General features: G+C 51.7%; 13 protein-coding genes and 5 pseudogenes. 4 read left to right on the top strand and 14 right to left on the bottom strand.

Going from position 1 to position 14,470, the window contains the following annotated elements; all coding sequences use genetic code 11:
* Positions 1 to 65: 65 nt before the first annotated feature.
* Positions 66 to 164, top strand: a pseudogene (locus tag AC0L6S_RS20200) (IS6 family transposase); the annotation flags it as partial.
* A 51-nt stretch (positions 165 to 215) separates the two neighbouring features.
* On the opposite strand, the pseudogene AC0L6S_RS20195 reads toward AC0L6S_RS20200, so the two are convergent.
* A pseudogene (locus AC0L6S_RS20195) lies at positions 216 to 999 on the bottom strand (IS6 family transposase).
* A gap of 175 nt (positions 1,000 to 1,174) precedes the next feature.
* On the opposite strand from AC0L6S_RS20195, the gene AC0L6S_RS20190 reads away from it, so the two are divergent.
* A complete protein-coding gene (locus tag AC0L6S_RS20190; RefSeq protein WP_473425915.1) occupies positions 1,175 to 2,110 on the top strand; it encodes an alpha/beta hydrolase in 936 nt (311 codons plus the stop codon).
* Positions 2,111 to 2,297: 187 nt separating this feature from the next.
* Here AC0L6S_RS20190 and AC0L6S_RS20185 read toward each other — a convergent pair whose 3' ends face one another.
* Together AC0L6S_RS20185 and AC0L6S_RS20180 are read right to left on the bottom strand one after the other, a co-directional pair.
* Positions 2,298 to 2,579 carry a DUF3817 domain-containing protein gene (locus tag AC0L6S_RS20185; protein ID WP_473425914.1) on the bottom strand — a complete coding sequence of 94 codons (282 nt, stop codon included), beginning with the start codon at positions 2,577 to 2,579 and terminating at the stop codon, positions 2,298 to 2,300.
* A gap of 109 nt (positions 2,580 to 2,688) precedes the next feature.
* Positions 2,689 to 3,372 carry a lysoplasmalogenase gene (locus tag AC0L6S_RS20180; protein ID WP_473425913.1) on the bottom strand — a complete coding sequence of 228 codons (684 nt, stop codon included), beginning with the start codon at positions 3,370 to 3,372 and terminating at the stop codon, positions 2,689 to 2,691.
* Positions 3,373 to 3,706: 334 nt separating this feature from the next.
* Between AC0L6S_RS20180 and AC0L6S_RS20175 the strand changes: the two genes are divergently transcribed.
* Positions 3,707 to 4,171: a pyridoxamine 5'-phosphate oxidase family protein gene (locus tag AC0L6S_RS20175; RefSeq protein ID WP_473425912.1), complete on the top strand. Its 465-nt coding sequence runs from the start codon at positions 3,707 to 3,709 to the stop codon at positions 4,169 to 4,171.
* Positions 4,172 to 4,314: 143 nt separating this feature from the next.
* Here the strand turns inward: AC0L6S_RS20175 and AC0L6S_RS20170 are convergent, their stop codons facing one another.
* The 11 genes and pseudogenes from AC0L6S_RS20170 to AC0L6S_RS20120 form a co-directional block, all read right to left on the bottom strand.
* Positions 4,315 to 4,755, bottom strand: coding sequence for an acyl-CoA thioesterase (locus tag AC0L6S_RS20170; protein ID WP_473425911.1), 441 nt, complete (start codon positions 4,753 to 4,755; stop codon positions 4,315 to 4,317).
* 176 nt (positions 4,756 to 4,931) lie between these two features.
* Positions 4,932 to 6,212 (bottom strand): acetyl-CoA hydrolase/transferase family protein, encoded by a 1,281-nt coding sequence (locus AC0L6S_RS20165; RefSeq protein ID WP_473425910.1) that lies wholly within the window; start codon positions 6,210 to 6,212, stop codon positions 4,932 to 4,934.
* Between the two features lie 557 nt (positions 6,213 to 6,769).
* Positions 6,770 to 7,099: pseudogene (locus AC0L6S_RS20160) on the bottom strand (DDE-type integrase/transposase/recombinase); the annotation flags it as partial.
* Positions 7,100 to 7,150: 51 nt separating this feature from the next.
* Positions 7,151 to 7,957 (bottom strand): choice-of-anchor Y domain-containing protein, encoded by an 807-nt coding sequence (locus tag AC0L6S_RS20155; RefSeq protein WP_473425909.1) that lies wholly within the window; start codon positions 7,955 to 7,957, stop codon positions 7,151 to 7,153.
* A 460-nt stretch (positions 7,958 to 8,417) separates the two neighbouring features.
* The gene (locus AC0L6S_RS20150) at positions 8,418 to 10,142 is read right to left on the bottom strand and encodes an IPT/TIG domain-containing protein (RefSeq protein WP_473425908.1); all 1,725 of its coding nucleotides are present in this window, start codon (positions 10,140 to 10,142) and stop codon (positions 8,418 to 8,420) included.
* A 55-nt stretch (positions 10,143 to 10,197) separates the two neighbouring features.
* A pseudogene (locus AC0L6S_RS20145) lies at positions 10,198 to 10,842 on the bottom strand (IS6 family transposase); the annotation flags it as partial.
* A gap of 96 nt (positions 10,843 to 10,938) precedes the next feature.
* A complete protein-coding gene (locus tag AC0L6S_RS20140) occupies positions 10,939 to 11,181 on the bottom strand; it encodes a PEP-CTERM sorting domain-containing protein (RefSeq protein WP_473428650.1) in 243 nt (80 codons plus the stop codon).
* Between the two features lie 206 nt (positions 11,182 to 11,387).
* Complete coding sequence (locus tag AC0L6S_RS20135) at positions 11,388 to 11,531, bottom strand: hypothetical protein (RefSeq protein ID WP_473428684.1); 144 nt, start codon at positions 11,529 to 11,531, stop codon at positions 11,388 to 11,390.
* A 326-nt stretch (positions 11,532 to 11,857) separates the two neighbouring features.
* Positions 11,858 to 12,769 (bottom strand): choice-of-anchor A family protein, encoded by a 912-nt coding sequence (locus AC0L6S_RS20130; protein WP_473425907.1) that lies wholly within the window; start codon positions 12,767 to 12,769, stop codon positions 11,858 to 11,860.
* A 288-nt stretch (positions 12,770 to 13,057) separates the two neighbouring features.
* Positions 13,058 to 13,321: a DDE-type integrase/transposase/recombinase gene (locus AC0L6S_RS20125; RefSeq protein ID WP_473425906.1), complete on the bottom strand. Its 264-nt coding sequence runs from the start codon at positions 13,319 to 13,321 to the stop codon at positions 13,058 to 13,060.
* A gap of 106 nt (positions 13,322 to 13,427) precedes the next feature.
* Positions 13,428 to 13,535, bottom strand: a pseudogene (locus AC0L6S_RS20120) (IS6 family transposase); the annotation flags it as partial.
* Between the two features lie 241 nt (positions 13,536 to 13,776).
* Here AC0L6S_RS20120 and AC0L6S_RS20115 point away from each other — a divergent pair.
* Positions 13,777 to 14,283: an IPTL-CTERM sorting domain-containing protein gene (locus tag AC0L6S_RS20115; protein ID WP_473425905.1), complete on the top strand. Its 507-nt coding sequence runs from the start codon at positions 13,777 to 13,779 to the stop codon at positions 14,281 to 14,283.
* The last annotated feature ends 187 nt before the right edge of the window (positions 14,284 to 14,470 follow it).

Here is a 14,470-nt window from a genome sequence, read left to right as displayed (position 1 = left end):
ATTCTTGCGCTAGCATTCATAGGTGTACTGCCAAGTTAACTTACCGATATTGGTAGAATCGTCAGATGATTACTTTCAAGCGCCATCGATTTTCTCCCGATATCGTCAGCTACGCCGGATGGCTCTACCACAGATTCAACCTGAGCCACCGTGATATCGAAGATCGGTATCGACAAGTTAACTCATCCAGACCGAGAATATTTTTCGTGCCGGACTCAAGCAACTGACCTACTCCATTCACTGAACGCACTGATCCTGAGATTCCGGTAGTGTTCAGCTCCGATTAGGTGCCTTCCCAGATTGAAGAGATTCGATACAGCGGCGTGTGCAGTTACGAATCGCTGGGCCTGTTTCACGGACTTGAACCGTCGCATCCCTCGCTCACGAACCCTGGTAGATTCATACCCATAAAGCGGGGCAGACTCTGCGACTGCTCAGCCTGATTATTTTCATACTGTCGGGTACTGTGGATTGCTTCAGGAACCAATTCTCGATGGGCGACACCATAGCTACGAAGCTTGTCAGTCACGATCTTCCTGGGCTCGTCTCCGTGGGATCGCAATAGCCGCTTGAAGAAACACTTTGCCGCTGCCCCATCGCGCTTGGCTTGCAGGTAAACATCAACCACTTCGCCATACCCAAAGCACTTCGTGGGGCAGGCTCTCCTGGTCGACGGCTCTCCACAGGTAGTGCTGCCTGCCATTGATCTGAATGGTCCGCCACACCGGCGAATACTTCGTCGACATAGAAAGTCTCTCCGTATCCTCGGCAGCTGCGTTTCAATCTTCTGGCGTAGAGGGCACCGAATTTGATACAGAGCCTGCCCCGCGAGCGCAGCGAGTTTTTTGGGCACCAAAGGCGGATCGATTCGCGGCTGACAGTAAGACCTCGTTCTGCCAGCAGGTCTTCGATATCTCGATGGCTGAGATTAAATCTGTAATAGAGCCAAACGGCGTAGCTGATGATATCTGGCGGGAATCGGTGACGTTCTATAAGTATTCATCGCCAGATTATCTCATTAAGGTGAGTTAATTTGGCAATACCCCTGTTACTAATGTAATGAGCCATCTCCCCGGTATTTACGGTAAGCTATATCTCAGGGGCGGCAGTGCGTGCAAGCGATTGTTTCTACAGCCCCTTCTCCCGAATAGTCGATATAGAATAGAGGTGGACAATGCGCCAGTTGAACGTAAATCTGAGCGAATGGCTGGAAACTGTTAATGAACAGGTAGCGCTACACAAAGCACAGGGGTTTGAAGCTACCCCTATCAGCGCGCGCGAAGGTCTCGCCAATCTCACGCGCACGTATGTCGAGCCGGGCCCGGAGATGCCTGCTAGCGAGACACTGGTTTCTGGCAATAAGTACAATGTGCCGGTGCGGATCTACTTGCCTGAAAATGCAGCAACGGATTCCACGATAATTTTTTGCCACGGCGGAGGCCAGATGTCTGGTAGCGTCTCCGTTTACGACCCCATTTGTCGCCGCATAGCGGACGCCTGCGCGCGTAATCTGGTTTCTGTGGATTATCGGCGCTCACCGGAAAATCCACATCCAGCCGGGGTTGAAGACCTGATGGCAGTAGTGCGTGGTCTGGGACCTGCGCTGGACAGAAAATCTGTCGCGCACCAAAATCGCTGGATTCTGATGGGTGATTCCGGGGGCGGCGCCATCACAGCCGCCGTTACCAGACTCCTACAGCACGAACAACACAATATTACCGCACAGGTGCTCATTTACCCCAGCCTCGACTACACCCTGTCAATGCCTTCTATCGTGGAAAACGGGTCTGGCTATCTATTGGAGAAGGACAAAATCGACTGGTACTTCGACAATAATTTTCAGGGCGCCGAGAATCGATTAAGTTGTTCGCCGCTGCACGGAGAGTTTACTAAAAACCTGCCGTCAACTCTGATGATTACAGCAGAGTTCTGTCCGCTGCGTGATGAGGGTATTGCCTACGGGAAAAAACTACGAGAGGTAAATGTCCCACTGGAAACCCTCCATCTCGAGGACATGATTCACACCTTTCTAAACCTGGAATCGCTGGTGCCGGATGCTTGCGCTAAGGTATATCGACATATTGGGGAGTTTGTGCGGAAACATGAATAGCCTTTTCCGGAACTAAAACACCACTTGCAGGCAATCACAAGGTACTGGCAATTTCCGGCAACTTAACTCACGCAGACAACAGCAAAATCTCCCCGTGTGGCTCAAGCATCCGCCATGCTCCAAGCGCTGAACGCACTCACTGCGTCGGTGGCCGGCAGGCATGCTGACCAAGCCATACGACGATGAGCTATGAAGCGCTCTTCTTCAGCTCTTTTTCTATGAATAGCTCAACAGCTATAAACGCAAATGGCGTAATTGAGGCCAGTGCGATCAGCAACCAGACAATTATCGACCAGCCTTGCCGGTGTGATGATAGCAGCGACAACACCAGGTACAGGAGAAATAGAACACCATGTGCCATGCCGATGGGATACACGAGCTCTCTTGGGATAAAACCCAGTGATACACTCAGTATCAGAAGGAAGGAAATACCCTCTAGTAAACTTGCTACTCTAAAAAAACCTAACATTGTTCGCCTTCAACTCTGTATTTTTTTGCGTAGGGAATTTGGGTTAGAACTGCTAATTATGCGGGCCAGTTAGCCAGCGCCCAAGATTGCGGAAACAGCACCAAACGTCTTAGCTCCTTGTTGTCTTTTGTGCTTCTTGATGGAAGATAACACCATACACCAGCAGGAATTGGGCTAGATAGTACGTCACCATAATCCATTCACGAGCATTCTCTACGGGATGCACGAACCGATTGATACCAATGAGGCTGTCCGATGTGATAAACAAGACCGCGCCAGCAAAAATCATCGCTGAAGGCCTCGCATGCAACGCGGCGCCCAGTCCCATTAAGGCGATGGCTGTCATGTAAATCGCTACAGGGATTTTCATGTCTCCCGTGTGGGCCAGAACATAGCCGCTGATCAGGATCAGCGTCGACACAAGCACTGTGGCTTGAATCAATGATCGTGTATTGATGTTACGCCTAGGAATAAAAACCCACGCATAGGTCAGTTGAGCCACCAGGAATGTGCTCAGCCCGGCGACAAAAAAGCCCATTTCCAAAGAGACATCCCCAACTGCAGAGAACAACAAGGCCACTAACATCGCAGCCCGCAGTGTCCCGCTAAGGGTTTCCCACACTATAAACATCAGTGTGATTATTGGCACAGCCTTCAATATCATCGACCCTGGGTAAGGGGTAAATGAAATCGATGCGACAAAGCCAATCGCTGTGACAACATAGAGCCACAAGGCCTGTCGGTTAACAGGAGGCAATGACAGTGCAGACGCTTCAGGATTGTTCAATTTCATCTCAACTAACAGCTACGGGGATTGGGGAGTATTCTTCCACGCATTTTTACTATACATATGTTTCAGCACAGTACAGCTCATGGAGTGCTTCAAGCAATACCCGAACCTCCGGTTTATGCAACAAGTAGTAGATTGTTTGCGCATCACGGCGCGAAAACCGCACTCCTGATTGCGTATGCGGGCAAAATGCTGGGATAGACCAGGTACACACCCGGCACCTCGGGTGTCCATTGACTCAGCACCGCCTGTAACAGACTCTGGTGGCGGCCAAGTCGCGGGCCGGATACTCTATAGTCTATCGCCCAACCGGATAATAACCAATGGAGTAATAGCTATGCCCAGCCGCCGTGAAATGATCGCCATGAGCGAACAGGAAATGTGGGATTTTATTGAAACCCAAAAAAGCATCCAGGTGTGCACCCTCAATAAGGACGGCACACCGCATCTGACCGTGATGTGGTTCGCCGTGCGCGACGGTGCCATCGTGCTGGAGACTTTCACCAAGTCCCAAAAAATCGTCAACCTGAAGCGCAACCCGCAGATGGCCGTACTGCTGGAGGATGGCGACACCTATAACGCATTGCGCGGCGTGTCGATCAACTGCGAGGCGGAGCTGGTGGAAGACTACGATACAGTCCACGCACTGCACGTGGATGTGGTGGTGCGCAACCAGCCCGGTGTTACCCCGGAGCAGGCCGAGGAATTCACCCGGGAGATGAGCAAGAAGAAAACCGTGATCCGGGTGAGGCCGCAGAAGGTGATGAGCTGGGACCATCGCAAACTGGATGTAGCCTATTAAAGCGGCTCCCATACGCTTCCACCCGAGTCGCCTCATCTAGCGCCAGCAGCACAATGAAGAGTATCGCCGGGTCCGGCAGGGCGTTGCCGGTACGCTCGACTGCAGCCAGCACGCCGCTTGTCCTATGCTGCGGCGGCTTACTATTAGCCCAGTTCCGGCTGCTGCTCGACGATACCTGCCCTGAAAAATGGCGGGATGGGTATAGATTTTCGAGATTCATGGTCGACAAAGACTTGCGTCAATCCGCCCTTGGCTAAAAGTACGCCACTGGTATTATTGTAAAGCTCGAAAACGGCATCGGCACTTGAATTCCCCAGGCGGGAATAGCCCACACAGACATTGACCTCGCCATTCCCAGCTATCTCGCTGAGGTACTCGCAGCGAATGTTGACAGTAAAGATTAGGCAGGGCGCTTTAAGCGGGTTCAAAGCAACAAACCCAAGTTGTTCCATATAAGCACCGAGCACCTCGTCTGCGTAGATCATGTAGTTAGCAAAGTAGAGGTGTCCCTGAGCATCCAGGTCGCTAAACCTTACCCTGACGATTTCGCTAAACGGCAACTCGCTTTTTACTGGGCTATTCACGGTCTAAATCTCCTGAAGATATACACGAAGTTATTCAACTCAGGACTGCGTCAGGGTAGGTTGATGTCGTAGAAAATATACCAACCATCTTCTCCTCCATCTGCTGACAACCGTCGCACAGCGCAAGGTTGTGCCGTCTACTCCTGATGCAAATAGTCCTGCACACCGGCTAAAGCCTAGTGCCGATGGAATATATCAAACGCTTCCCGCTCCAACTGTTCACGATGGTCGGGATGGGCGATCGCTATCAGGGCTGAGGCGCGCTGTCGCAGGTTTTTACCATATAAATAGGCGACTCCATACTCGGTGACCACGTAGTGCACATGCGCCCTACTGGCAGTAACGCTGGCGCCGGGCTTCAGCTGGGTCACAATTCGGGACTGCCCGCGGCTGGTGACCGAGTTCAACGCGATGATTGGCTTCCCTCCTTCCGAAAGCGCAGCACCGCGGATAAAATCCACCTGGCCGCCCACACCTGAGTACTGCCTGCTGCCGAGTGAATCCGCGCACACTTGTCCGGTGATATCCACCTCAAGCGCACTGTTGATCGCAGTCACCTTCGGATTGGTGCGAATGACTGCGGTATCATTCACGTAGGAGATATCGCGCATCTCGATCATCGGGTTGTCATCGATACAATCGTACAATGCCCGCGAGCCAATACAAAACCCGCTCACAATCTTGCCCCACTGCCGCACCTTGTTGTGCCCGTTCAGGGCTCCACATTCGACCAGCTCCATGACACCGTCTGAGAACATCTCGCTGTGCATCCCCAGGTTACGATGCCCCCGCAGCGCGCGTAGGGCCGCATCGGGAACGCCGCCTATGCCCGTTTGCAGGGTTGCACCATCCTCAACCAGCCCGGCGATAAACCCGCCAATTTTTTCATCTGTCGCGGTAGGTGCCGGCGGTGGAATCTCAAAGATGGGTTCATTACATTCGACCAGCGCGTCAATGGCCGACACGTGGATTATGCCGTCACCATGCACCCGGGGCATATTTCTATTGACCTGGGCAATAACGTGCTTTGCCGTCTCGATTGCGGCATTGGTGATATCCACCGAGACACCGACGGAACAGTAGCCGTGCTTATCCGGCGGACTCACCTGCACCATCGCCACATCCAGCGGCATAATGCCGGAACGGAACAGCTTCGGTATTTCGCTCAGGAATACCGGCACATAGCTTGCCATCCCGTTGCCCACTGCCTCGCGGGTATTCGCCCCGACGAAAAACGTGTTCAGGTGAAAAACGCCCTCGTAGCGCGGGTCCAGATAGGGAGCAGAGCCCTCTGTGTGAATACTAACCAGCTCTACCGAGCGCAACTCATCACCGCGCGCGGTCATGGCGTCCACCAGCAACTGTGGCGTCGCCGCCGCGCTGTGCAAAAACACACGCTCACCGGACTGGATATTTTGTACCGCTTCTGCGGCAGAAACATAGTTCAAGCTGGTCATAGAGCACGCTTCTGTTGCCGTGTTGGAGAGGACATGACTCTAGCGGAACTGCCTGACAGCTGTCCAATACCTATACGGCCGACTGCATAGCCCGGGGCGCATTCGGTACACCTGAAAATTGTCAGCTACAGGATTTTTCATTGCCATAGGTGGCTTCGAATGTGGTTTAGTTTAAGCGTTCTTACGTCTCAAAAATCCAAGGCCTGCGAGCGCCAGGACGAGGTGTCTGATAGCTGTATTCATACTCACCGGGAGTTCACAAAGAGATAACCAGGGAGGTGTTCAGCCCGTATCAAGCCCGACAAAGATACTTAATCCGGAATATAGCCCTTGGAGAAAAAATGATCGAGGAGAGTACAAAAACAAGAGAGACAAGGAGCATAAACGCGGTGATCACAACAGCCATCATGAAATTCACTACACTCATCCTTAGCCCCATCCGCTTTGTTAGAAATGCAGCCTTCCTTGGCCGCGTATCGATAGTATTTATAAAGCGATGGGGTATTTCAATAAACGAAAGTTTGGTCCACTCCGAGGTGACGGCAGTCTCCCACGCCCTAGCTGCTTAGAGGCCTGCTTTGGGGTGCGACGTCATAAAACCGGGCGCAGGCAACTACCACGCTCCACTCATCGAACGCAGCTACCCTCAGATCCCGGTTATGTTGAGCACGGATCAAATGCCTGCTCAGATTGAATAGATTCTGAACGGCAGCATGGGCAGTCACGAATCGCTGGGCTTGTCTCACTGATTTGAATCTGCGTATCCCTCGCTCCCTCACCCTAGTCTCCTCGTGGCTTTGCTCTGCCCGATTATTTTCATGATGCTCGGTTGAGTGAACCGTCTCAGGAATCACCTCTCGGTGCGCAACCGGATAACTGCGTAGCTGATGATATCTGGCGGGAATCGGTGGCGCTTATAGGTATTCATGAAGAGGATTCTACCAAGTTCGGCGACTTAACTTGGCAGCACCTCCGCGCCTGCTATAGAACGCAATACCTGCAATACCCAGGGCCAGGAGAAACTGTGTGCCTGGCTCTGGAACCGCGGCAACCGGGGCAACCAGCGCCACGCGTGAAATATTCACATCGGCCTGGGCTGAGCTTGTATTATCTCCCAGGAAGATGGTGCCTGGCAGGATATAAGGCGGCAGACCAAACCCGGTATAGTCCCGCAAGCTACCACTGAGTACCGCAGCACTGTCTGCCCACAGGGTGTAAGAGCTTCCCAGTATGGCTAGGCTATAGTCGACAAACCCCATGCCCACCGGATTGAAACCGGAGTTCTCATCAGCCGGCGGATTGCCAAACAGCGGGGCGTCATTCTGCGCGAACAGCCTGCCATCCTGAAATCCGATTTCAATACTGGAGGTGGGGTTGGCACCGACCATAAGCACGCTAAATCCGGCGCGTACCTGGTTACCGGAATGGCTTTCAGCCACGACCTCAGCGCTGAATTCGAGTGCATAACCGAATGTGCTGTCCAGTGCCAGGGGACTGATCGTTCCAAATCCAGCCTGCAGTAGATTCATACCTGTAGTGTTCAGGTTAGTCGCGCCGCCTATTACGTTGGGTACCACTTGGCCTGACGGAAAACTGCCAAAAACCATGCCCTGATCGCTCGGCAGACCACCCAACGCGCTGTCGTAAAGAACGATGGTGGTCGCTCGGGCGCCGGTAGCGACCCCCAAAGTGAATGCTAGCGCCAGCCCCATCGCTGCCATTGTCGTTTTACGACCTAAAGCCACTTGGCTTCTCCTTGATGCAATTGTGGTCCTTACTGCTCAGAGGACGGGAATTACACACTCCCGGACACTGATGCGATAACTATAATCGCTTGATATACAAGATTAGAGCCAGAACTGAGAAAGGCTAATATTTCAAGTACTTGGCAAGGGCAGCAACCGGCACTTTCATTGACAAACCAGTGTTGGCGGAGAGAGTGTAAAAAAAACCGACACACGCGGCTGGCGGGAACATGAATTGCAGGCTGGACTTCCCACAGTTTAGATCGCCTTACGAATGACCTCGGAGAATGGGAGCTATCGAAGCTGGTCTTGATAGTGAAGAATCACCCGGTTGCCGAGATTTTCGTCAGCAGTCGAGCTTGAACGAACTAAGCTCAGCTTTGCTGGAAGCCAAACAAGGGCCGCCGCCAAAATCGATTCAGGCTGTAATACTTAGATGGCATCGATGCTAGATTTTACGTTAAAAGAAGGTCACGCAGTCAGGACACGCAGCGGTCGAACCCGCAATGGCACCTGGGCCAGTGCCCACTAAAATCACTTGCAGTGACTGATTGCCCGGGGACGCATGGGGTGGCACATGAATCTCAGCCGTGATGGTACTTTCGTCTACATTCACGATGTTGCTAATGACGACGCCTTCAATGCGTGGCACCGCTCCGGTTAGAAAGTTGTCACCGGTGATGGTAACTTGACTGACTGCACCGATTGGAAGATGGCTCGGCGTTACAGCGCTGATAGCCAAACCAGGGAAAGAGCGAATGTAACAGGAGTTAGTCGAAGGAATATTGCCGGGAATTATCGTATCACCGAAGTAAGTACAAAAACCGGTATACCGACCATCTGCTGAGAAGGAGTAGCTTATCTGGGGTGTTGACCCTGGTGTTCCAGAGGCAGAAGCTCCTACTAGAGATGTCTTGTTCTGATGGGTGTCTCGTACATACGCCTGGTCAAACCCAGTCTCATTGCGTCCAGAGAACATTACGTAGCGATTGTCCGCAGAAATGATGGGGTCACTAGAAGTATTGTAGGTTGTGCCAGGAGGTACCTGGCTAACAATCTCGATAGTACCTGTTTGTACACTTAGCAATCCCAGGACTCTGCCAGGTTCCAGGTGGAGTATGCTGAGCAGCAGAAACTTCCCATCCGGCGAAAGCGTGTAAGTAGTGTGGTAGGCTTCTTCCGGGAGCTCTCCGTCAGCAATCATGCTGTTGATAGAAGTCATCTCTTGCGCCTGATGATCATAGACGTACTGCTGGTAGTTATTGATATTGGCGGTCATGGGATACCCACCTGTCGCAATGACCTTGACTGCTCCTGCGTTAACCAGAATGTATCGTCCATCGGAGCTCATTTTCCCGCCCGAGACAAACGTATAGCTGTCGATTACATTGGCTCCAGGCGGTACGATCGGCGCTTCGGTGTCTGCTCCGTTCAGCCCTAAAGCGATTGTCGACCCGCTGACTCTGTCCCGAAGAAAGACCCTGTCTCTAAGGTCATCAAATTCCAGCGGTGCCAATTCCGGTGATTCAGAGTGAAAAGCAATCCATCGCCCGTCAGCGCTAAGACCTTGTTGATAGTGGCAGTTAGAGTCTTCTGACCCCTCACTGCCATCGGTAGCAACGCTTTCCCGGGTAGTTATTCCTGTTAGCGTGTCGTGGAGAAATACATCTTGAACCCCGTTGTAGTCATTCGAAACAAGATTGGTCGCCCTTGACGAGAAGAGCACGTAGCGGCCATCAGCCGACACGCTGGGGCGGGAACCAGGCCTATCTGCTTGTGTTCCGTCAGAGGCAACATTCACGCGGATAATTGCGCCAGTTCGGGTGTCCTTTCGAAAGACATCCTGGTAACCGTTAGTGTCGCCAGGCACCAGGTTCGCATCGGCGGAAGCAAATACAGCGTATCTGCCATCTTCAGACAACGTGATGCTATTGGCCCCCCAATTACCCTCTGAAGGAGCGCCGTTAGCACCGTCTGCAGTCGTGTTCACGCGACTGATCCAATCGCAGCCTGTGACGGTCGAGCCTATGGTCAGGCAACAAATAAGGCACTTCAGGGAGTGGATGATAGACATATTTTTCCCTTTTATATTTTTCCTTTTTGAAGCCATTCTGCTAGAGAGCAGCGCGGTAAAATGGTGCCCGCAAGGAAACTCAAGGTGGTTTTTTAGATCATTATAGACCAATTGGGTATCGACAACTTAGCTTTTTGAGGTCAAAGGCAACTACATCCTGATCACAAGCAAAAGCTCTACCCCATTCTCCAAACGCACTCGTCCTGAGATCACGGCAATGCTGGGTGCCGACTTTATGTCTACCCAGATTAAACAAGTTGGACACCGCAGCATGGGGACCCAGAAATCCCTGTGCCTGTCTCATCAACTTGAACTTCGGCATCCCTTGTTCTCGCACCCTGATCGCTTCGTGCGATTGCTGCGCGCGATTGTTCTGATACTGCTTAGTGCTGTGAATCGTCCCAGGAATCGTTTCCCGATGCGCAACACCATAGCTGCGTAACTCGTCCGCCACGAGCTTCCTCGGTTGGCCGCCATGACTGCACATAAGTCGCTTGAAGAAACGCTTTGCAGCAGCCCCATCTCGATTTGCCTGTAGAAACACATCAACAACCTCGTCATCCTGATCCACAGCCCGCCATAGCTAGTGCTGCTTACCATTGATCTTGACGAAAACCTCGTCGATGAAGAAGGTGGCGCCATAGCCTCGGTGTCTTCGCTTCAACCGGCGCAAATAAATGGCACCGAACTTGATACACCAGAGGCGAATTGATTCGCGGCTGACCGTGATGCCGCGTTCAGCTAGGAGGTCTTCGATATCTCAATGGCTGAGATTGAAACGGTAGTACAGCCATACTGCGTGGCTGATGATATCTGAAGGGAATCGATGCCGTTTGTAGGTATTCGTCCTACGATTCTTTCAATTTCAGGCAGTTAAGTTGGCAACACCGTTTATCGCGCTTATAGTTTAGTCAGACGTTGAAAATCGCGCTGTGTTTAAGGCAGGAGCCGGATCATGGAGGCGGCTGATTCTCCTCGACCAGCCAAGGCCAGCGAGTCCAAAACCGAATAACGCGAGCGTGGCAGGTGCCGGGATAGCGTTCTCTGCCAGGCGCAGGTTTGGCCCAAACAATTCCTCCTGTTGATAGACCGTATCTGGTCTAGAAAGTCCAGTGCTGTTTATAGTAAGTCTACCTCCGGTCAAACTCACTCCGGCAATCGGGGAGCTTACTGCTCCAAGCTGAGCTGTAGGGGTGTCCGCAAAAAAAACAGACCCGATAACATAGCTCCCAGGTGCCAAAATAATTTGTGCAATATCTTCAAATCGCCAGCCTCCAGCAGCGGTAGAAGGCACCAGTAAGCTACTGCTCGATATTGCCGCGGACGCCAAGAGAGCCCCATTGTCGATCCATAGACCTACTGATACATCAGGGCCGATACCATCTGCTCCTGCATCCCATACTCCAATCCCATCCACTGTGATCGCTGAAGTGGTGGTAAAGGCCCATCCGCTAGTGATACCGGCAGCAGGACACCCGCCGCACGGAGTCGCTGCGCCACCAGTAATATCCAGCATTAGAGCAGCATTAGCTGCAGCACTACTCAAACATGTGGTCAGGATGAGGATTGTTGACTGAAAGACATGTCGAAGCATAAAAATTTCCTCTCGTTTAGATAATAACTCTTCGTGTGAAAACGTGCGCGGCATTGCACTTAATTTGAGTCACCACGACCTACATCCCGCATACAGGATTTAGGCCAAAACCAACAAACCCAGTGAAAGCGAGTGTGGTGGAGTGATGCGAATCGCTTGGTATCTAAAAATGTAAAAGATATTTTGGAATTTAGATGGTATCGAGGGAAGCTCAAACTGCCCCCGATATTTATTACAACAGACGTTTTTTCCTTCCTGCACTGCCTAACAACACTAATGCAGAGACGAATAGCCACGCTGTCGCCGGTACTGGCACCTCAGTACCAGATGGCAGATTACCGGCAAACAGAGAATTGTGAAATTCGGTATTTCCAGAAAATGACTGTGCAATTAATTGGCCGTCTAGCGCACCATAACCGCCTGTCACGTCAGCAAAAGGAGCAAACAGCGAGCCAAATGGGTTTTTACTGCCCGCCAGGGTTACAGCGGTAGACTCGCTAAAATTATAGAGAACATGCGCAGCATCAGTGCCGGTTAAGGTCACTTGGCCGTTCTGGAATATTTGTCCGGACCCTGTGACGTTGATCAAAACAGTTGAGCCTCCAGTAACATTGATGTTGACGGCATTGGTGTTAGTCAACTCGATACCGCTAACCGTAAATACATTCAACACGCTATCCGAACCGCTCAAGTTTAGTGTGCCATAATTATTGGTAGTGGAACCGTTCGCAGCCAAGCTTCCCCAACTTGTAGATAGGATTTGAGCTAGACTCTGCTCCTGGGAAAAATCCACCAGGCTTTGCGGAAAAATACCACCTGTCGCAGTAAAGCTGGTCAGGTTAGAGCTTCCATCAGTATAAATAGTACCGTTTTGACCATTGCCTACACCGCCATTCGAGGCCGTTACGTTACCGGATGCCACTAATCGCGCCGAGTTACCGGAAATGTTGCTAGCTACTGAATAATTTTGCAGGTTCACGTTACCACCTGCCGCTAAATTCCCTTCAGTATCTGAATTGGAGCTAGTGAAGTCACCAAAAACAAGTACATTGTAATCTGCCGCCACTCCGATCAAACTCGCGTGAGCGGAGCTGATTGTTACTCCAAGCAATAGTGGAATCATCGCCAGTTTCGATAAACGCATTTTGTCTCCTAGATTTTCTCTAAACATACTAATGCCCTTACATGGCGCACTTATCTACCGCGCAGGTTGAGCATTGGATATTGGTAGGGGGCCCACGCGGATACGCAATATTTATGCCAGTATAATGAAAGGCTTGTCTAGAGTGACTTTCAGCGGGTGGGAATGCGTCTTTGGAAATGAAATTGTAAAGAAATCTGACACTATAAGATCATCACTAATGTCCGCTTAACTTGATTGCGGGTACTTACAAATTAACTTTCTGAGATCTGAGGAATTTCAGCTCAGGCCTCAGGCAACTGCCATGCTCCACCCATCGAACGCAGCTCCCCTCAGATCCCGGTAATGTTGAGCACGAACCAAATGCCTGCTCAGATTGAATAGATTCTGAACAGCAGCATGGGCAGTCACGAATCGCAGGGCTTGTCTCACTGATTTGAAGCCGCGCATCCCTCGCTCCCTCACCCTAGTCTGCTCGTGGCTTTGCTCTGCCCGATTAATTTCATGATGCTCGGTTGAGTGAACCGCCTCAGGAATCAGTTCTCGGTGCGCCACCAGTTAACTGCGTAGCTTATCGGTGACAATCTTCCTGGGCTCGCCGCTATAGGATCGTAGTCATTGCTTGAAAAACCGCTTCGCGGGTAACAGTGATGCTGCGCTAGGCGAGGAGATCTTCGATATCGCGGTGGCTCAGGTTGAATCTATAATACAGCCACACTGCGTAGCTGATGATACCTGGCGGAAATCGGTGGCACTTATAGGTATTCATCGCCAGATCATCTCATTCCGGCGAGTTAACTTGGCGATACCGTCTGGAGAATTGCATACACGTGTACCTCGCTTTCCACTGAGGAAGATATGAGTACTTGTACTCGGGTTCTCAAGCCTGTCTCAAAATGGCAATATTTGTCGTCGACACAGGCTGCCATACTGGCATGCATGTACTTGGCCAGTAACGGATGACCTCGTCGAATTGGTCACCCATTTGACGATCATTCAAGGAGCGATGCGTGATAAAGGTATTAAGTAGTTTAGTATTTCTGTGGGCGATAATCTCCTCATCGGCACTCTATGCACAGGATGTATCGGGCATTTACACGCTCAGTGTGAGCCAGAACCCAGGCGCAGATGATTGTGTTTGGACAGGTGACCTGGAGCTGGTGCAGTCAAGCGGTAACCCAGGGCCATTTTCAGGGACGGCATCACTCACGCCGGTCAGTGGACCCTGCCCTGGCTTTAGTGGCGGGATCACAGGAACGATCAATGGTAGTGCGCTTACCATAGGTGTTGGCGTCAGCGGTCTGGGAACTGCAACATTTTCGGGCTCGGTGACAGGCCCGGGTAGCTTGGACGGAACCTGGAGTGGTCTTGGATTGACAGGCATATGGTCTGCTGCGCTTACTGCTGCGCCAATGGGTGCCGCTGCCATTCCTACTCTGCCACAGTGGGCGCTGTTGTTCCTGGTTGCCCTGATCGTGGGACTCGCGTTTCGCTATTCGCAGCGACGAGCAGCGTAGTGAGCTTGCATGAGTGTAGGCTTCCGACCCTCAGGCATCGCCCTACTCTACGCTGTAAACGCACTTACCCTAAGGTCACGGTGATGTTGAGCTCTTCATGTAAGCCCGAAGCCATCTTGCAAGATTTTTCTCTGCAACCAGAGCATTCCCAGACCGAGAACAAAAAGGCTTGGACTAATAGGTGCAG

Source organism: Halioglobus sp. D3-4 (genome assembly GCF_055809315.1).
This window is presented reverse-complemented; position numbering and strand designations above follow the sequence as displayed.

Coding starts and splice junctions, on each gene's coding strand:
- AC0L6S_RS20190 (WP_473425915.1), top strand. CDS start 1,175: ATGCGCCAGTTGAACGTAAATCTGAGCGAATGGCTGGAAACTGTTAAT.
- AC0L6S_RS20185 (WP_473425914.1), bottom strand. CDS start 2,579: ATGTTAGGTTTTTTTAGAGTAGCAAGTTTACTAGAGGGTATTTCCTTC.
- AC0L6S_RS20180 (WP_473425913.1), bottom strand. CDS start 3,372: ATGAAATTGAACAATCCTGAAGCGTCTGCACTGTCATTGCCTCCTGTT.
- AC0L6S_RS20175 (WP_473425912.1), top strand. CDS start 3,707: ATGCCCAGCCGCCGTGAAATGATCGCCATGAGCGAACAGGAAATGTGG.
- AC0L6S_RS20165 (WP_473425910.1), bottom strand. CDS start 6,212: ATGACCAGCTTGAACTATGTTTCTGCCGCAGAAGCGGTACAAAATATC.
- AC0L6S_RS20130 (WP_473425907.1), bottom strand. CDS start 12,769: ATGCGTTTATCGAAACTGGCGATGATTCCACTATTGCTTGGAGTAACA.